We start from the raw sequence: 19340 nt of genomic DNA on the forward strand, positions 1-19340 counted from the left end.
AGAGGGTAGAAAATCGTGGAGTTATTGTCTGGCGCCGATATGCTGATCCGCTCCCTGCAAGATGAAGGGATCGAATACATATACGGCTATCCGGGTGGTGCAGCCCTTCATATTTATGATGCGCTGTTCAGGCAGGACAAAGTCAAGCATATTCTGGTTCGGCACGAGCAGGCGGCGGTCCACATGGCCGACGGCTACGCCCGTGCAACCGGAAAACCAGGTACCGTACTGGTGACCTCGGGTCCTGGAGCCACCAACACTATTACCGGCATTGCCACCGCCTTTATGGATTCCATCCCCATGGTGGTTCTGTGCGGCCAGGTTGCATCCACCCTGATTGGTGAAGATGCTTTCCAGGAAACCGATATGATGGGTGTTTCCCGCCCGGTGGTGAAGCACAACCTCAGTGTGCGTCATCCGGAAGAGATTCCCGAAGTCATTCGCAAGGCCTACTACATTGCCGCGACCGGCCGCCCAGGCCCGGTGGTGGTGGATATCCCCAAGGATATGACCACCCCGAACGAGCGCTATGAGTATTCCTATCCCAAGAAAGTGAAACTGCGCTCCTATAACCCGGCGGTTCGTGGCCACGCAGGCCAGATCAAGAAGGCCGTGGATATGCTGATGGCAGCCAAGCGCCCGATGATTTACGCCGGTGGTGGGGTGATTCTGGGTAAGGCCTCCAGCCAGTTGACTGAGCTGACCAAGACACTGGGATTCCCGATCACCAATACCCTGATGGGCATTGGCTGTTATCCGGCGACTGACAAACAGCACCTTGGCTGGCTGGGCATGCACGGCACCTACGAAGCCAACATGGCGATGCACCACTCAGACCTGATTCTCTGCGTCGGTGCGCGTTTTGATGACCGGGTAACCAATGCCACCGAGAAATTCTGCCCTGGCGCTCGCATCATCCATATCGATATTGATCCCGCGTCTATTTCCAAAACGATTGATGCCGATGTGCCGATTGTGGGCCCGGTGGATGCGGTTCTGAAAGAAATGCTGTCATTGGTCAAAGAGTCCAAAGACAAGCCGGATGCGGATGCGCTCGCGGCCTGGTGGAAGCAGATTGAAGAGTGGCGAGCATTCCACGGGATGCGTTACGAGACCAGTCCGGACGTCATCAAGCCGCAGGAAGTGGTTGAGATGCTCTGGAAGCTCACCAACGGCGACGCCTTTGTGACCAGCGATGTTGGTCAGCACCAGATGTTCGCGGCCCAGTATTACAAGTTTGATAAGCCCAACCGCTGGATCAACTCCGGGGGCCTTGGCACCATGGGCTTCGGCTTGCCGGCAGCTATGGGCATCAAGCTGACTCACCCGGATGACGAAGTGCTGTGCTTCACCGGTGAGGGTAGTATCCAGATGAACATTCAGGAGCTGTCTACCTGCAAGCAATACAATCTGCCTGTGAAGATCATCAACCTGAACAACCAGGCACTGGGTATGGTCAAGCAATGGCAGGACATGAACTATGAGTCCCGGCACGCTGAATCCTACATGGAGTCATTGCCCGATTTCATCAAGCTGGCGGAAGCCTACGGTCATGTCGGTGTTCGCATCGAGCGCAAGGAAGATCTCGAGCCCAAGCTCAAGGAAGTTCTGGCGATGAAAGACAAGCTGGTGTTTGTGGACATCTACGTTGACCGCTTCGAGCATGTGTACCCTATGCAGGTTGCCCGTGGTTCCATGAAAGACATGTGGCTCAGCAAAACGGAGAGGGTGTGATCATGCGTCGAATCATTTCTGTTTTGCTTGAAAACGAACCCGGTGCCTTGTCTCGGGTAGTTGGTCTGTTCTCGCAGCGCAACTACAACATCGAGACCCTGACCGTGGCCCCGACGGAGGATGAGACGCTGTCCCGCCTGACCGTCACCACCACCGGCTCTGATAAGGTCATCGAACAGATCACCAAACAGCTGAACAAGCTGATTGAAGTGGTCAAGCTGGTCGACCTCACCGAAGGTTCGCACATTGAACGCGAACTGATGCTGGTGAAGCTCAAGGCGACCGGCTCCCAGCGTGCGGAAATCAAGCGCACGGTGGATATCTTCCGAGGCCAGATCGTGGACGTGACCAGTTCCGTGTACACGGTGCAGTTGGCGGGTGACAGCGAAAAGCTGGATGGCTTTATCCAGGCGGTAGGTACCTCCGGAATCCTTGAAGTGGTGCGTACCGGCGTGTCAGGTATCGCTCGTGGCGAAAAGGTGCTCAGCCTCTGAGGCTGCTTTGCAAATTTGAACATCATGGCCCGGCAGGGCCATTACATATAATAGAGGTTTCTCATGCAGGTTTATTACGATAAGGATTGTGATCTTTCTATCATCCAGGGCAAGAAAGTTGCCATTCTGGGTTTCGGTTCTCAGGGCCACGCCCACGCGTGCAACCTGAAAGACTCTGGCGTTGACGTAGTAGTTGGCCTGCGCGCCGGCTCTTCCTCCATCGCCAAGGCCGAAGCCTATGGCCTGAAGACCAGCGACGTGGCTTCGGCCGTTGCTTCCGCCGACGTTGTCATGGTGCTGACTCCGGATGAGTTCCAGGCCCAGCTGTACCGCGAGGAAATCGAGCCGAACCTGAAGCAGGGCGCTACCTTGGCCTTCGCTCACGGCTTCGCGATCCACTACAACCAGATCGTTCCCCGTAAAGATCTGGACGTGATCATGGTTGCCCCGAAGGCACCGGGCCACACGGTGCGCACCGAGTTCACCAAGGGCGGTGGTATTCCTGATCTGATCGCCATCTTCCAGGACGCTTCCGGCAACGCCAAGAACGTTGCTCTGTCCTACGCCAGCGGCGTAGGCGGCGGCCGCACCGGTATCATCGAAACCACCTTCAAAGACGAAACCGAAACCGACCTGTTCGGTGAGCAGGCGGTTCTGTGTGGCGGCGCGGTTGAGCTGGTTAAAGCCGGCTTCGAAACCCTGACCGAGGCAGGCTACGCTCCGGAAATGGCTTACTTCGAGTGTCTGCACGAGCTGAAGCTGATTGTTGACCTGATGTACGAAGGTGGCATCGCCAACATGAACTACTCCATCTCCAACAACGCCGAGTACGGTGAGTACGTAACCGGCCCGGAGGTGATTAACGAGCAGTCCCGTGAAGCCATGCGCAACGCACTGAAGCGCATTCAGAGTGGCGAATACGCCAAGATGTTCATCTCTGAGGGCGCCCTGAACTATCCGTCCATGACCGCTCGTCGTCGCCAGAACGCGGCGCACGAGATCGAGACTGTAGGCGAGAAGCTGCGCTCCATGATGCCGTGGATTTCCGCGAACAAGATCGTAGACAAAGAAAAGAACTGATCCGGAATTTCCGGTACGGTTTGAAAGCGCGGCCCTAGTGGCCGCGTTTTTCGTATATACTCCGCCCAAATGCTTTCCGGAGTTTATGGAATGACTGAAGATAAAAAAACTGTCGACAAGCCCGAGTCACAGGGTGGTCCCGAGCCAGATATTGCGGCTGGTGAAGTGATTGAAGAAGAGGTGGTTGAGGGTGCCAAGGTGCGCCGTAAAGGTATCTATCTCCTGCCCAATGCGCTGACAACGGCCTCCCTGTTTTCGGGGTTCTATGCCATTGTCTCGGCGGCCAATGGTGTTTTCGATAATGCCGCCATCGCGATATTTGTTTCCATGATTCTCGACGGCCTTGATGGCCGGGTAGCGCGGATGACCAATACCCAGAGCAAGTTCGGGGAAGAATACGATAGCCTTGCCGACATGGTGGCGTTCGGCGTTGCGCCCGGAATGGTGGCTTTTTTCTGGGCTCTGAACGGCCTCGACAAGGTTGGCTGGGCTATTACATTCATCTACGTTGCCGGAGCTGCCCTGCGCCTCGCTCGTTTCAACACCCAGATTGGATCGGTGGACAAAAAGTACTTTGTGGGGCTGCCGAGCCCGGCAGCTGCAGCGTGTGTGGCGGGTCTGGTCTGGTGCTTCCATCAGTATGAGCCAGCCACCTGGTTGACCCTGCTTTCGATTATTGTTGTCGGCGGCACCGGCCTATTGATGGTCAGCAATGTGCTTTACCGCAGTTTCAAGGATCTCGATATGCGGGGGCGGGTGCCATTCGCGGCCATCCTGCTGGTAGTGCTGATTCTTGTGGTGATCGCCCTTGACCCGGCAACCGTATTGTTTACGGCATTCCTGATATATGCACTGTCTGGTCCGGTGCGCGCCTTGTTCAGACAAAAGGCAAAACGCGCCTGATGCTATAGTGCACCCGCCCGGGGACGTCCGGGCGGGAATTTCGTTTGCCCGGCGAAGCCGGCAAACCCGGCCATCTGAAAGAAGATGGCGTCACCCCGACTGAGGGGAAGACAATCCGACTGGCAAGGGCGCCACTGGCCAACGGTGGGGTCTGAAGGAAGCCATAGGAAGTTAACGGTACACAACGCAAGTGAACCTGCTTCGGCAGTTCAGGTGGGTCAGCGTGCGAAATAACGCGAAGCCCGATACTCAGTCAGACCTGGGCTGTGTTTGAGGGTGGCATCGTTAACAGGGAGCCGGTGCAGTAACCGGGGAAGCCTGACACCGAATCCGGCGACGCCGGAGGCTGTGGCGCAAGGTGAAAGCCGAGGCCGCAGTCGGTGCGAGGTGGCAGATGAAGCCGTAGTAGTGAGGAAGTTCCGGCCTGAGAAGCCTGGTAACAGCGTGGAGGACAAAACCGGAATGACCGCTGGCGGAGGTTCAGCGGACCGGTCAGGGTCAAAAGCTCTGATCGGATGCGAAGGGCGGAAGTCATTAACGAGAATGACGGACGACGAGTGAGAGGTGGACGCTGTGTTCACAAGCTGCCCGACGGGGCAGGGACGTGCACTGGGGTGCTGCGGGAACGCAGTGGCTCTGGTGTTCTCCGGACAAGGGAGTAGAGCGATACCGTGGCGGCAGATTGCCAGAGCGCTAGTACCCGGACGGATCGCCTGAAACAGACCGGCAGCCAGACCGATCCTCGAAGCCGTCACCACAGAGATGAGCAGGCATGAGGAAATACTACAGTCTGTACGGGCAATTGCTGTCAAAACAGCGCCTGTATGAAGCCTTCAGACACATCAAACGCAACAAGGGCGCGGCCGGAATCGATGGGCAGAGCCTGGGTGCGTTTGAGGCGAATCTGGAGGTGGAGCTGTCGTGCCTGTTGCTCGAGCTGAAGGAAAAGCGCTATCGGGCGCAGCCGGTCAGGCGCGTCGCCATTGCCAAGGACGATGGTGGTGAGCGTTTACTGGGCATTCCAACGGTTCGGGACCGGGTTGTGCAGCAGGCGTTGCGCAGCATCCTAGAGCCGATCTTCGACCCGGGCTTTCACCCGTCGAGCTACGGGTATCGTCCGGGACGCAGTGGTCACCATGCCATTGGCAAGGCGGAGTTGTTCATCCGCCGATACCGGCGTGAGTGGGTCGTGGATATGGACCTGTCGAAATGCTTCGACACACTCAACCATGACCTGATCATCCGCCAATTCCGCCAACGGATCACGGACGGCAGTGTCCTGTCACTGCTGCGCCAGTTCCTGGAAAGTGGCGTGATGGTGGGATACCACCTCGAAGAGACGGAACTGGGAAGCCCTCAGGGTGGCGTGATCAGTCCGCTGATCGCAAACGCCTACCTGGACGCCTTCGACCAGTTCATGAAAGCGCGGGGGCACCGGATCGTTCGCTACGCGGACGACATCCTGATCCTGTGCGGCTCACGAGCGGGCGCGGAGAATGCGTTACGGGTTGCCCGGCGCTATCTGGAAAATGAGTTGAAGCTGACGGTCAATACCACCAAAACCCACATCGCCCATAGTGATGAAGGGGTTAAGTTCCTGGGCGTGGTGATACATAGCAAGTACACCCGCATACAGGGAAAGAAGGTGGTCAGGCTTAAGCAGAAGCTGAAATCACTGACGAAGCGAAACCGGGGCATCGGACTCGCGGCCATTATACGTGAGCTGAATCCGGTGTTGCGGGGCTTTGTCAGCTACTTCCGGGTGGCGAACTGCGCGCGGGTGTTAAAGCAGGTGATGAGTTGGCTAAGGCGGCGCCTGCGCTGCCTCCAGCTCAAGCAGTGGAAAAAGCCGAGTCGGCTGCATCGGAGGCTGAAACAGCTAGGTTACCAACCCCCGTTCCGGCATATCAAGATGCAAAGCTGGCGCAACGCGGCGTCCCCACTGGCCAGTCTGGCCCTGCCCAACACCTACCTGCACAATGACCTGAAGTTGATGGATCTTGCGAAGGTCAAAACCGGCATCACTGTCCCCGAGTTCGGGGTAAGTTAATGGCATGAGCCGTATACGTGGCCCGTATGTACGGTTCTGTGAGAGGGATGAGGCGGTAACGCCTCACCCTACTCGCTTCCGGGAATCTACGGTCACTTATTCAAACCGCTTCCTCTGGAGTCAGCCCATGCTCATCAAACGGCGCCCTTCATGGTCTTTGCCCGAATCCGAAGTCACTCCCCGGTCTGTCTATCTGAACCGACGTAAATTCATGACCGGAGCTATTGCCTCTGCTGCAGCCCTCGCTGCGCCCGGCCTTTTGCGGGCAGGTGGCAGCCCGACAACCACACCGTTGACCTTCCGTGAAGCGCCGGAGTACTCGACCGACGAGAAGAAAACGCCCTTTGATGCAGTAGCCAAGTACAATAATTTCTATGAGTTTGGCACCGGCAAGGGCGACCCTGCCAAGTATGCCCACGAGATGTCTGTGGACCCCTGGTCTGTGGAGGTTGATGGCGAGTGTGCCCGGCCAGGTCGTTACGCCCTGGAAGATCTGCTGAAGCCCCACGACTATGAAGAGCGAATCTACCGGCTCCGCTGTGTTGAGGCTTGGTCTATGGTGATTCCCTGGGTTGGCGTGCCGTTAGCGACAGTATTAAGCCGCCTGGAGCCGAATTCGCGAGCGAAGTACGTGTACTTCGAAACCCTGCATGACCCAAAACAGATGCGAGGGCAGCGCTCCCTGTTCAGTACCATAGATTGGCCGTACAGGGAGGGGCTACGTATGGATGAGGCGATGAACGAGCTTTCTTTCCTGGCGATTGGTCTCTATGGCGAAACCCTGCCTAATCAGAATGGCGCTCCGATCCGCCTCGTGGTTCCCTGGAAGTACGGATTCAAGAGTATTAAATCGATAGTTCGGATTCGGTTTCTGGAAGAGCAGCCTAAAACGACCTGGGAATTGCTTGCGCCAAGTGAGTACGGATTCTATGCCAACGTAAACCCTGAGGTGGATCATCCGCGTTGGAGTCAGAAGAGAGAGCGGCGTTTACCCTCTGGTGTGCTCCGTCCGAATTGGATGGAAACCCGAATGTTTAATGGTTACGAAGAGCAGGTTGCGCATCTCTACAAAGGGATGGACCTGGCCAAGTTCTACTGATGTTGCCTGCAGCCGAACGAATGGTGTCGAGCGTTGTGGCGAAAGTTACCGTCTTTTGCGTCGCCTTGATGCCGCTGATATGGCTGGTGTCCGATGTTGTGGTTGGCCGAATAGGGCCGGATCCTGGTCAGGAGATAACAGAACGGCTGGGTATTGCGGCCTTCCAGTTATTGCTTGTGACGCTTCTGATAACGCCGTTGAAGAAAATGACCGGCTGGTCCGGTTGGTTGCGCCACCGGCGCATGCTGGGTTTGTTTGCCTTCTTTTACGCAGTGTTGCATGTGTTTGCGTTCTTGCAGCTGATTCTCGGTTGGGGCGATTTGTGGGCGACCTTCACACGCCGGCCTTACATCGCCTTGGGTGCTGTTGCCTTCCTCCTGATGATTCCTCTCGCATTAACGTCAACAAAAGCGATGATGAAGCGGATGGGTCGTCGATGGAAACCGGTCCACCGCTTGATCTACCTGTCGGCAATTTTCGCCTGGCTGCATTTTTTGTGGCAGGCAAGAAGCGATGTGACCGAAATGGTGGTATACGGGCTGTTGCTTCTGGCTTTGCTGTTTATCAGGGCATACTGGTTTGGTGTTTCTTCGTTGGTTCCCTTGCGAAAGTCCAGAGCTTGATTGGAAAGTAAGCATTTTGGTGGCGTATTGACCAGTGGCATAGGTGGAAACCGAATGAGGGGAAAGTTTTTCGAAAAAGGGCGTTGACAGTTTTTGTGGCGCCTGTAGAATGCGCACCACTTCTGAGGGACAAGCCGCTGACGGCAACCTTCCAGACGAAAGCAACTGTTTGAAAGTATTCGAAAATTTGATCTGAAGATTCTTCGAAATAAACGGTTGACAGGGCAGCGGAACGATGTAGAATACGCGGCCTTGATTGAGCAACAGCTCAAACGCTCTTTAAAAAGTTAACCAAGTAATTCGTGTGGGCGCTGGCCGAGGTGTTTCGGATACGAAATATCAGGACAGTGACTCGTCGAAATTGAGTTTTGTCTTGAGCAAGAATTAAGAACTTTCGAGTTCTTGTATGATTTAAACTGAAGAGTTTGATCATGGCTCAGATTGAACGCTGGCGGCAGGCTTAACACATGCAAGTCGAGCGGTAACAGGGGGTGCTTGCACCCCGCTGACGAGCGGCGGACGGGTGAGTAATGCTTAGGAATCTGCCCAGTAGTGGGGGATAGCCCGGGGAAACCCGGATTAATACCGCATACGTCCTACGGGAGAAAGCAGGGGATCTTCGGACCTTGCGCTACTGGATGAGCCTAAGTCGGATTAGCTAGTTGGTGGGGTAAAGGCCTACCAAGGCGACGATCCGTAGCTGGTCTGAGAGGATGATCAGCCACATCGGGACTGAGACACGGCCCGAACTCCTACGGGAGGCAGCAGTGGGGAATATTGGACAATGGGGGCAACCCTGATCCAGCCATGCCGCGTGTGTGAAGAAGGCTTTCGGGTTGTAAAGCACTTTCAGCGAGGAGGAAGGCTCTGAAGTTAATACCTTCAGGGATTGACGTTACTCGCAGAAGAAGCACCGGCTAACTCCGTGCCAGCAGCCGCGGTAATACGGAGGGTGCAAGCGTTAATCGGAATTACTGGGCGTAAAGCGCGCGTAGGTGGTTAGGTAAGCGAGATGTGAAAGCCCCGGGCTTAACCTGGGAACGGCATTTCGAACTGTCTGACTAGAGTGTGGTAGAGGGTAGTGGAATTTCCTGTGTAGCGGTGAAATGCGTAGATATAGGAAGGAACACCAGTGGCGAAGGCGGCTACCTGGACCAACACTGACACTGAGGTGCGAAAGCGTGGGGAGCAAACAGGATTAGATACCCTGGTAGTCCACGCCGTAAACGATGTCAACTAGCCGTTGGGACTCTTGAAGTCTTAGTGGCGCAGCTAACGCACTAAGTTGACCGCCTGGGGAGTACGGCCGCAAGGTTAAAACTCAAATGAATTGACGGGGGCCCGCACAAGCGGTGGAGCATGTGGTTTAATTCGACGCAACGCGAAGAACCTTACCTGGCCTTGACATCCAGAGAACTTTCCAGAGATGGATTGGTGCCTTCGGGAACTCTGAGACAGGTGCTGCATGGCCGTCGTCAGCTCGTGTCGTGAGATGTTGGGTTAAGTCCCGTAACGAGCGCAACCCCTATCCCTGGTTGCTAGCAGGTAATGCTGAGAACTCCAGGGAGACTGCCGGTGACAAACCGGAGGAAGGTGGGGATGACGTCAGGTCATCATGGCCCTTACGGCCAGGGCTACACACGTGCTACAATGGCGCGTACAGAGGGCTGCCAACTCGCGAGAGTGCGCCAATCCCTTAAAACGCGTCGTAGTCCGGATCGGAGTCTGCAACTCGACTCCGTGAAGTCGGAATCGCTAGTAATCGCGAATCAGAATGTCGCGGTGAATACGTTCCCGGGCCTTGTACACACCGCCCGTCACACCATGGGAGTGGATTGCACCAGAAGTAGTTAGTCTAACCTTCGGGAGGACGATTACCACGGTGTGGTTCATGACTGGGGTGAAGTCGTAACAAGGTAGCCGTAGGGGAACCTGCGGCTGGATCACCTCCTTAAACGAAGCCGAATGCTTCGGTCAGAGTCCACACGAATTACTTGGTTGGCTAATAAAGAGAGCAAAAGGGTCTTTCAGACCCGACTTGGCTTGTTGTATGACAAGCAAAACCGGGTCTGTAGCTCAGGTGGTTAGAGCGCACCCCTGATAAGGGTGAGGTCGGTGGTTCAAGTCCACCCAGACCCACCAAAATCGCTCAGCTCGTCGTTGCTTCCAGGCTCACGTGCTACTCGCACGCTACACCTGAAAGCGCCTAGATCTGAACGATTTTCCGAGTACGGCATCTGGCCGGCTTGGTGAGTGGTTTCGATGAGGGGCTATAGCTCAGCTGGGAGAGCGCCTGCCTTGCACGCAGGAGGTCGGCAGTTCGATCCTGCCTAGCTCCACCAAACTTTACTGACTAACTCCGGTTAGCAGTGTGCAGAAACAAGTATTTCGATTTAATGACATCGGTTGTTAAGCGAAGTCCTTCTTTCTGATCACTGGGTCAGATTTGCTCTTTAACAAATTGGACGAGATAGAACACGAATAGATTTCTCTCATTATCTCCGAGAGAAACTGTTCAAAGTGATAGCGATTTCAAGCGTTATCCGGTGTTGTCGTTGAAGTGGTTGTTATATCGCTTCAAGGAACTGTCTCCAGTTATCGTCTTCCTGGTTTACCAGGCGGTCGATGGATGGAACACAGTTGTCTTGGGGTTATATAGTCAAGCAACTAAGCGCATACGGTGGATGCCTTGGCAGTCAGAGGCGATGAAAGACGTGGAAGCCTGCGATAAGGTTCGGGGAGCTGGCAAACGAGCTGTGATCCGGACATCTCTGAATGGGGAAACCCACCTGGTTTCGGCCAGGTATCTTACACTGAATCCATAGGTGTAAGAGGCGAACCGGGGGAACTGAAACATCTAAGTACCCCGAGGAAAAGAAATCAACCGAGATTCCCTAAGTAGCGGCGAGCGAACGGGGACCAGCCCTTAAGCTGGACAACTGGTAGGAGAAGGCTCTGGAAAGTGCCGCCATAGTGGGTGATAGCCCCGTATCCGAAACCTGAGTCCAGTGAAATCGAGTAGGTCGGCGCACGAGAAACGTTGACTGAACATGGGGGGACCATCCTCCAAGGCTAAATACTCCTGACTGACCGATAGTGAACCAGTACCGTGAGGGAAAGGCGAAAAGAACCCCTGTGAGGGGAGTGAAATAGACCCTGAAACCGTATGCGTACAAGCAGTCGGAGCAGACTTGTTCTGTGACGGCGTACCTTTTGTATAATGGGTCAGCGACTTATGTTCAGTGGCGAGGTTAACCGTTTAGGGGAGCCGTAGGGAAACCGAGTCTGAATAGGGCGAATTAGTCGCTGGGCATAGACCCGAAACCGGGCGATCTATCCATGAGCAGGTTGAAGGTGCCGTAACAGGCACTGGAGGACCGAACCCACTGTCGTTGAAAAGCCAGGGGATGACTTGTGGATCGGAGTGAAAGGCTAATCAAGCCCGGAGATAGCTGGTTCTCCCCGAAAGCTATTTAGGTAGCGCCTCGGACGAATACCACAGGGGGTAGAGCACTGTTTCGGCTAGGGGGTCATCTCGACTTACCAACCCGATGCAAACTCCGAATACCTGTGAGTACTATCCGGGAGACACACGGCGGGTGCTAACGTCCGTCGTGAAGAGGGAAACAACCCAGACCGCCAGCTAAGGTCCCAAAGTACCAGTTAAGTGGGAAACGATGTGGGAAGGCTCAGACAGCTAGGAGGTTGGCTTAGAAGCAGCCATCCTTTAAAGAAAGCGTAATAGCTCACTAGTCGAGTCGGCCTGCGCGGAAGATGTAACGGGGCTCAAACTGGTCACCGAAGCTGCGGCTGCATACTTTGTATGCGGGGTAGGGGAGCGTTCTGTAAGCCTGCGAAGGTGTGTTGAGAAGCATGCTGGAGGTATCAGAAGTGCGAATGCTGACATGAGTAACGACAATGCGGGTGAAAAACCCGCACGCCGGAAGACCAAGGGTTCCTGCGCAACGCTAATCGGCGCAGGGTGAGTCGGCCCCTAAGGCGAGACCGAAAGGTGTAGTCGATGGGAAACGGGTTAATATTCCCGTACCTTGGATAGCTGCGATGGAGAGACGGAGAAGGCTAGGTGAGCCGGGCGACGGTTGTCCCGGTTTAAGCGAGTAGGGAGTGGACTTAGGCAAATCCGGGTCCACAATCCTGAGACGCGACGACGAGTGCCCAAGGGCGCGAAGTCATTGATGCCCTGCTTCCAGGAAAATCTTCTAAGCTTCAGGCTATTCGAGACCGTACCCCAAACCGACACAGGTGGTCAGGTAGAGAATACCAAGGCGCTTGAGAGAACTCGGGTAAAGGAACTAGGCAAAATGGTGCCGTAACTTCGGGAGAAGGCACGCCGGTGTGTACGTGAAGCCCCTGCGGGTGGAGCGGAAGCCGGTCGAAGATACCAGGCCCCTGCGACTGTTTATTAAAAACACAGCACTCTGCAAACACGTAAGTGGACGTATAGGGTGTGACGCCTGCCCGGTGCCGGAAGGTTAATTGATGGGGTTAGCACTCGTGCGAAGCTCTTGATCGAAGCCCCGGTAAACGGCGGCCGTAACTATAACGGTCCTAAGGTAGCGAAATTCCTTGTCGGGTAAGTTCCGACCTGCACGAATGGCGTAACGATGGGGGCGCTGTCTCTACCCGAGACTCAGTGAAATTGAAATCGCCGTGAAGATGCGGTGTATCCGCGGCTAGACGGAAAGACCCCGTGAACCTTTACTATAGCTTCACAGTGAACTTTGAGCATGCTTGTGTAGGATAGCTGGGAGGCTTTGAACCCGGGACGCCAGTTCCGGTGGAGCCAACCTTGAAATACCAGCCTGGCATGTTTGAGGTTCTAACTCTGACCCCTTATCGGGGTTGAGGACACTGTGTGGTGGGTAGTTTGACTGGGGCGGTCTCCTCCCAAAGCGTAACGGAGGAGCACAAAGGTGGGCTAAGTACGGTCGGACATCGTACGGTTAGTGTAATGGCACAAGCCCGCTTGACTGCGAGACAGACACGTCGAGCAGGTACGAAAGTAGGTCATAGTGATCCGGTGGTTCTGTATGGAAGGGCCATCGCTCAACGGATAAAAGGTACTCCGGGGATAACAGGCTGATACCGCCCAAGAGTTCACATCGACGGCGGTGTTTGGCACCTCGATGTCGGCTCATCACATCCTGGGGCTGAAGCCGGTCCCAAGGGTATGGCTGTTCGCCATTTAAAGTGGTACGCGAGCTGGGTTTAGAACGTCGTGAGACAGTTCGGTCCCTATCTGCCGTGGACGTTGGAGATTTGAGGAAAGCTGCTCCTAGTACGAGAGGACCGGAGTGGACGAACCGCTGGTGTTCGGGTTGTGTCGCCAGACGCATTGCCCGGTAGCTATGTTCGGACAGGATAACCGCTGAAAGCATCTAAGCGGGAAGCCCCTTCCAAGATGAGATCTCCCTGAGGCCTTGAGCCTCCTGAAGAGCCGTTCAAGACCAGGACGTTGATAGGCTGGGTGTGTAAGCGCTGTGAGGCGTTGAGCTAACCAGTACTAATTGCTCGTGCGGCTTGACTATATAACACCCAAGACAATTGCGGATAACGCAGAGCAGGGCAAACGCCACGCTCCATAGAAATCAACATCACGTTCCATCTCGTCCTTCCCAGTGATCATCCGTTTTGCCTGACGACCATAGCGGTCTGGAACCACCTGATCCCATCCCGAACTCAGAAGTGAAACAGACCAGCGCCGATGGTAGTGTGGTTCGCCCATGTGAGAGTAGGTCATCGTCAGGCTCTTAATACCAAAGCCCCAGCATCCTTGATGTTGGGGCTTTTTTATTCGTGCCTCGGGAGAAGTGATATACTCCCTACCATTATCCGAACCAAGTTTTGATGGGAGCCTTCCAATGGCCGCAACTGATCACCTGGTCATTTTTGACACTACTCTCCGTGATGGCGAACAGAGCCCTGGCGCCACCATGAACAAGAACGAGAAGCTGCGTATTGCCAAGGTGCTCGAGAAATTGCGCGTGGATGTGATAGAGGCCGGCTTTGCAATTGCCAGTCAGGGCGACTTCGAAGCGGTCAAGGCCATCGCAGAAACCATCAAGGATTCCACGGTATGTAGTCTTGCTCGTGCCCTGGACAAAGATATTGATCGTGCGGCGGAGGCCATCCGCCCAGCGGACAGCGGCCGTATCCATACCTTTATTGCCACCTCACCGATCCATATGAAGCATAAACTTCAGATGGAGCCGGATCAGGTAGTGGAGCAGGCGATCCGGGCGGTAAAGCGCGCTCGTAGCCATACCGATGACGTGGAGTTTTCCTGTGAAGACGCCGGTCGTTCGGAGCTGGATTTCCTGTGCCGAATTATCGAAGCGGCGATTGATGCCGGCGCCCGAACCATTAATATTCCAGACACTGTCGGTTATGCGATCCCCGAGCAGTTCGCTGAAACAATCCGACAGCTATTGAACCGTATCCCCAACGCTGACAAAGCTATTTTTTCCGTCCATTGTCATAATGATCTGGGGCTGGCTGTGGCTAACTCTCTTGCTGCGGTTACCAGTGGTGCCCGCCAGGTGGAGTGCACCATTAACGGTCTGGGTGAGCGTGCCGGTAATGCTTCTCTGGAAGAAATCGTGATGGCTGTGCGTACCCGCCAGGATCTCTTCAGTATTGATACACGAATCGATACCCAGCACATCGTGCCGGCGTCCCGGCTTGTGTCGACCATTACCGGTTTTCCGGTACAGCCGAACAAGGCCATTGTGGGCGCCAATGCCTTTGCCCATGAGTCCGGCATCCATCAGGATGGCGTACTCAAACACCGGGAAACCTATGAGATTATGCGCGCGCAAGACGTGGGCTGGCATACCAACAGCCTGGTTCTGGGTAAGCATTCCGGTCGTAACGCCTTCCGTACCCGGTTACTGGAACTGGGCATTCAGTTCGATACCGAGTCCGAGCTGAATGAAGCGTTTACCCGTTTCAAGGCCCTGGCTGATCTGAAGCACGAGATTTTTGATGAAGATCTCCAGGCCATAGCCAGCGACACGCGTCAGAAAGACGAGGAGGGGCGTTATGGTCTCGTCTGCATGCAGGTCTGCTCGGAAACCGGTGTTGTACCCAAGGCTCATCTGACCCTGACCATGGATGGCAAGGAACACACGGTTGAGGCCGAGGGTAGTGGTCCGGTGGATGCAACATTCAAGGCGATTGAGTCGCTGGTTGATTCAGGCTGTAATCTCCAGCTGTATTCCGTGAATAATATAACCAGTGGCACCGATGCCCAGGGCGAAGTGACCGTGCGCCTTGAGCGTGGCGGGCGTATTGTCAATGGCGTTGGCTCTGATACTGATATCATCATCGCATCAGCAAAGGCCTATATCGAGGCGTTGAACCTGATTGCCAGAGGTGGTATTCGTCAGCACCCCCAGGTGGCCGATGTCTGATAGTGACGTTATGTGGCACTTGTCCCCGGTCAGAGGCATGATGTGATCCGAACAGAAGCGGAAAGGCAGTTCTATCTTGGGGCCGCCGGCATTCAGCTGTGGTATGCCCGCGCACCGCTGCCTGGCGCGGCGGCAAGCCCGGAGTATGATTTCGGCGTTACCGAAGTCGAGCCAGCCCCGGTCGTTGTTGATGCGCCGGCAACCAAGCGTGCCGTGCCCACTCGCCCTGCCGTTGATCCCGGCAATAAAGACCGTCTGGCGCAACTCAAAAATCTGATGGAGACCGGCGCTGGTAAACCAGATAAAGCAGCGCCGCTGGCCGAGGCTGAGTCGCAAGTTGTGGATTCCGTCGAGCCAGACTCGGCCGCAGAACTGTTGGGTGAAAATCAGCCCAATGTCAGCCCACGGGTTGCTTCGATCAAAGATATCGCACGGCTGTGTCTGCAGTTCTGGGTGGGAGATAGAGTTCTTTTGCTTGCCAATCTCTCAGAGGAAGCCAGTTTCAGCATGCAGGAAGCGCTGGCTCGCAATATTCTTCGCAGTCTTGGTGAGCAGGCCCCGGACAAGTCAGGGGTCATTCAATGGCCGCTGTTCAATAATGTGAGGGTATCGCTCAACAGTGATGCAGATCTGACGGGCTTGCTGCAGCAATCGCTGTCCCATGTCTCTGACAAGTCTGTCATAACACTTGGTTTTGGTCCCGAGGCTGGTGCGGCGGCCAATATCCTTTCCGACGTTGTGGGTCGCAGGCCGGAAGTGGTATTTGATGCCTCGCTTGCAGCCCTGGCAGGTAACCCGGTACTGAAGCGAGAGTTATGGCAAAAAATTCGCGCCCTGGGCGCGAAGGATTGATGTCGACACAGATCCTTCGCCAGGTTCAGAATCAGGACCTGAGGGTTCGCAGCCTCGTGGAATCCGATCTCCCCCGAGTGATGGAACTGGAGCGCCTGGGGTATTCTCACCCCTGGCCGGTGTCTGTATTCCAGGACTGTTTTAAGCCGCAATATCGACTGTGGGCGCTGATGCAAGGCGATGAGTTGGTAGGTTATGCCGTAGTCAACTATATGGTTGATGAGGCTCACCTGCTGAATGTCTGCGTGCATCCTGCCCTGCGGGGTCACGGAGCTGGCCGTTACTTGTTGCGCTACGCCGTGGCTGAATCTATCCGGGACGGAATGGTACAGATGATTCTGGAAGTCCGGCAAAGCAACGAAGCGGCGGCTGCGTTGTATGCCAGCGAGGGATTTGAGGAAATCGGCCGCAGGCCCGGCTACTACCCGGATGCCACTGGCCGAGAAGATGCCCGCGTAATGGTCTATCGGTTCACCTGACCCCACGCTACCCCGTATAATAGCCCGTTTTTCACCCAACCCAATCAGGTTTCCGTTGTTTATGTCTAACCTATCCCAGGAAGTGGCCAAGCGCCGCACCTTTGCGATTATCTCGCACCCGGATGCCGGTAAAACCACCATTACCGAGAAAGTGCTGCTCTTCGGTCAGGCGCTTCAGAAAGCCGGAACGGTCAAGGGCAAGAAGTCCGGCCAGCACGCAAAGTCCGACTGGATGGAGATGGAAAAAGAGCGGGGTATCTCGGTCACCACCTCAGTGATGCAGTTTCCTTATGGTGGCAAGCTGGTCAACCTGTTGGATACCCCAGGTCACGAAGACTTCTCTGAGGATACCTATCGGACCCTGACGGCGGTTGATTCGTGCCTGATGGTTATCGACAGCGCCAAGGGCGTTGAGGAACGCACCATCAAGCTGATGGAAGTGACCCGCCTGCGTGATACGCCAATCATCACCTTCATGAACAAACTGGATCGCGACACCCGGGACCCGATCGAGTTAATGGATGAAGTGGAAGATGTTCTAAAAATTGCCTGCGCCCCCATCACCTGGCCGATTGGCATGGGCAAGAGTTTCAAGGGTGTCTACCACTTGTATCGGGATGAAGTGATCCTCTATCAGACTGGCCAGGGCCACACCATTCAGGAAAAGCGGGTTGTCAAAGGCCTGAATAACCCCGAGCTCGATGAAGCGATTGACGGCTATGCCGCTGACCTGCGTGACGAAATTGAATTGGTTAAGGGTGCGTCTCATGAGTTTGATCATGAGGCATTCCTTGCCGGGCAACTAACCCCGGTGTTCTTTGGTACAGCACTCGGTAATTTCGGTGTGGACCATATGCTGGACGGCCTGGTTGACTGGGCGCCTGCGCCCCAGGGGCGCGAAACGGATGTGCGCAAGGTCGAGCCGGCGGAGGATGCTTTTTCCGGTTTTGTATTCAAGATCCAGGCAAACATGGACCCACAGCATCGTGACCGGGTCGCGTTCCTGCGTATCGTGTCAGGTCGCTACAATCAGGGTATGAAGGCGCGCCATGTGCGGATTGGTAAAGAAGTGAGGTTCTCCGACGCTCTGACGTTCATGGCGGGTGACCGTGAACATGCCGAGGAGGCATACGCTGGCGATATTATCGGTTTGCACAACCACGGTACGATCCAGTTGGGCGATACCTTTACCGCCGGCGATGACATGAAGTTCACCGGCATTCCGAACTTCGCGCCGGAGCTGTTCCGCCGTATCCGCCTGAAGGATCCGCTCAAGGCGAAGCAATTACAGAAAGGCCTGATCCAGCTCTCTGAGGAGGGTGCTGTTCAGGTGTTTCGGCCGGTGAAGAACAACGATCTGATTGTTGGTGCAGTAGGCGTCTTGCAGTTCGATGTGGTGGTTAGTCGCCTCAAGAGTGAATACAAGGTTGAGGCCGTTTACGAGCCGATCAATGTTGCCACTGCACGCTGGGTGAGCTGCAGTGATGAGCGCAAACTCGATGAGTTCCAGCGCAAGAATCAGGAGAACCTGGCCCTCGATGGCAGTGACCGGCTGGCCTACATTGCACCGACCATGGTCAACCTGAATCTGGCTCAGGAACGTTATCCGGATATCCAGTTCCATAAAACCCGGGAACACTGATCGGCCACCGGAGGACTCCATGCAGCTGGTTGATGCCCATTGTCATTTCGATTTCCCCGAGTTTGATGGGATTCGTGACCAGGTGTTGGCGGAGGCCAGAGGCCGGGGAGTGGAGGCGTTGGTCATTCCGGGTGTTCGCCGGGCGGACTGGGCGCGGGTTCAGGCGCTGGCTTCACCGGATAGGGGGCTCTGGATTTGCCTGGGAATTCATCCCTGGTTTGTTGGAGAGCACAGTGAGCAGGATCTGATTGTCCTCGAGGCGCAGCTCGCCGACCTCCCCGAGGGCTGCGTAGCGCTGGGAGAATGTGGCCTTGATGCTCTTCATGGTGAACTCGCCGCGCAATTGCCTTGGTTCCAGGCGCAGGTTGATATTGCCGCGAGGGTGAAGTTGCCGTTGGTCATTCACTCGGTGCGCAGCCATGATGAAGTGCATGGGTTGCTGCGCTCTTCCGGTTGGTCTGGCCGGGCCTTGGTTCATGGCTTCTCCGGAAGTTACCAGCAAGCCAGAAAGCTGGTGGATCTTGGCTGTTATATCGGGGTTGGTGGTGTGATCACCCACGATCGGGCGCGTAAAACCCGCGATGCGATTGCCAGGTTGCCGGTCGAGGCCCTGGTGATCGAGACCGATGCGCCCGACATGGCTCCGGCCGGTGTGGCCAAGGGACAGAATTCACCGATTTACCTGCCGAGGGTACTGCAGGCGTTGGCGGAGCTGAGGGCCGAGTCGGCCGAAACGCTCTCTGAAGCCTTGTATGATAACGTTCGACAGTTGTACGGCTGGTGTTGATGCCAGTGCAGAATAGGGGATTGACGAAACACAGTGAGGCAGGGTTGGTTTTCCTGACTGCTTCGAGTATACTTCGCGCCCTGGCTTTTCAAGGCGATGTCACTATCTCAGCCCCGAATGGTGGCGACGTCAACATACAGGTATGAACCTCCTCCGGATGCCTT

Annotated in this window: 12 protein-coding genes, 2 tRNA genes and 3 rRNA genes; all 17 read left to right on the forward strand. The window is 55.4% G+C overall.

Features of this window, described 5'->3' with window-relative positions; all coding sequences use genetic code 11:
* The first annotated feature begins 15 nt into the window (after window positions 1-15).
* Entirely contained in the window at window positions 16-1734 is a 1719-nt protein-coding gene (locus tag ACNSOI_RS03950) for an acetolactate synthase 3 large subunit (protein ID WP_061332345.1), read from the forward strand.
* A gap of 2 nt (window positions 1735-1736) precedes the next feature.
* Entirely contained in the window at window positions 1737-2228 is a 492-nt protein-coding gene (ilvN, locus tag ACNSOI_RS03955; RefSeq protein WP_058091315.1) for an acetolactate synthase small subunit, read from the forward strand.
* Between the two features lie 63 nt (window positions 2229-2291).
* The gene (ilvC, locus tag ACNSOI_RS03960; protein ID WP_061332343.1) at window positions 2292-3308 is read left to right on the forward strand and encodes a ketol-acid reductoisomerase; all 1017 of its coding nucleotides are present in this window, start codon (window positions 2292-2294) and stop codon (window positions 3306-3308) included.
* A 90-nt stretch (window positions 3309-3398) separates the two neighbouring features.
* Window positions 3399-4211 carry a CDP-diacylglycerol--serine O-phosphatidyltransferase gene (gene pssA / locus ACNSOI_RS03965; protein ID WP_420195187.1) on the forward strand — a complete coding sequence of 271 codons (813 nt, stop codon included), beginning with the start codon at window positions 3399-3401 and terminating at the stop codon, window positions 4209-4211.
* Window positions 4212-4983: 772 nt separating this feature from the next.
* Window positions 4984-6261, forward strand: coding sequence for a group II intron reverse transcriptase/maturase (gene ltrA, locus ACNSOI_RS03970; protein WP_420194047.1), 1278 nt, complete (start codon window positions 4984-4986; stop codon window positions 6259-6261).
* A gap of 127 nt (window positions 6262-6388) precedes the next feature.
* Window positions 6389-7360 carry a protein-methionine-sulfoxide reductase catalytic subunit MsrP gene (gene msrP, locus ACNSOI_RS03975; RefSeq protein WP_106693214.1) on the forward strand — a complete coding sequence of 324 codons (972 nt, stop codon included), beginning with the start codon at window positions 6389-6391 and terminating at the stop codon, window positions 7358-7360.
* A complete protein-coding gene (locus ACNSOI_RS03980) occupies window positions 7360-7983 on the forward strand; it encodes a sulfite oxidase heme-binding subunit YedZ (protein ID WP_286253912.1) in 624 nt (207 codons plus the stop codon). The genes msrP and ACNSOI_RS03980 overlap by 1 nt, the downstream gene beginning before the upstream one ends.
* 413 nt (window positions 7984-8396) lie before the next feature.
* Window positions 8397-9937 (forward strand): 16S ribosomal RNA (locus ACNSOI_RS03985).
* A gap of 111 nt (window positions 9938-10048) precedes the next feature.
* Window positions 10049-10125 (forward strand) — tRNA-Ile (locus ACNSOI_RS03990).
* A 124-nt stretch (window positions 10126-10249) separates the two neighbouring features.
* Window positions 10250-10325, forward strand: a tRNA-Ala gene (locus ACNSOI_RS03995).
* Between the two features lie 315 nt (window positions 10326-10640).
* Window positions 10641-13532 (forward strand): 23S ribosomal RNA (locus ACNSOI_RS04000).
* Window positions 13533-13638: 106 nt separating this feature from the next.
* Window positions 13639-13752 (forward strand): 5S ribosomal RNA (rrf, locus tag ACNSOI_RS04005).
* Together the 16S, 23S and 5S rRNA genes with 2 tRNA genes alongside form the textbook arrangement of a ribosomal RNA operon.
* Before the next feature lie 113 nt (window positions 13753-13865).
* Window positions 13866-15416 carry a 2-isopropylmalate synthase gene (locus ACNSOI_RS04010; protein ID WP_420195188.1) on the forward strand — a complete coding sequence of 517 codons (1551 nt, stop codon included), beginning with the start codon at window positions 13866-13868 and terminating at the stop codon, window positions 15414-15416.
* A 42-nt stretch (window positions 15417-15458) separates the two neighbouring features.
* Window positions 15459-16268, forward strand: coding sequence for a hypothetical protein (locus ACNSOI_RS04015; protein ID WP_420195189.1), 810 nt, complete (start codon window positions 15459-15461; stop codon window positions 16266-16268).
* Window positions 16268-16747: a ribosomal protein S18-alanine N-acetyltransferase gene (gene rimI, locus ACNSOI_RS04020; RefSeq protein WP_420195190.1), complete on the forward strand. Its 480-nt coding sequence runs from the start codon at window positions 16268-16270 to the stop codon at window positions 16745-16747. Before ACNSOI_RS04015 ends, rimI begins: the two co-directional genes overlap by 1 nt.
* 61 nt (window positions 16748-16808) lie before the next feature.
* The gene (prfC, locus tag ACNSOI_RS04025; protein ID WP_058092408.1) at window positions 16809-18389 is read left to right on the forward strand and encodes a peptide chain release factor 3; all 1581 of its coding nucleotides are present in this window, start codon (window positions 16809-16811) and stop codon (window positions 18387-18389) included.
* Window positions 18390-18408: 19 nt separating this feature from the next.
* Entirely contained in the window at window positions 18409-19176 is a 768-nt protein-coding gene (locus ACNSOI_RS04030) for a TatD family hydrolase (protein WP_058092409.1), read from the forward strand.
* Window positions 19177-19340 lie beyond the last annotated feature (164 nt).

The sequence above is a fragment of the Marinobacter sp. GH_1 genome (assembly GCF_048595985.1).
In the GTDB taxonomy this organism is placed as follows: domain Bacteria; phylum Pseudomonadota; class Gammaproteobacteria; order Pseudomonadales; family Oleiphilaceae; genus Marinobacter; species Marinobacter shengliensis.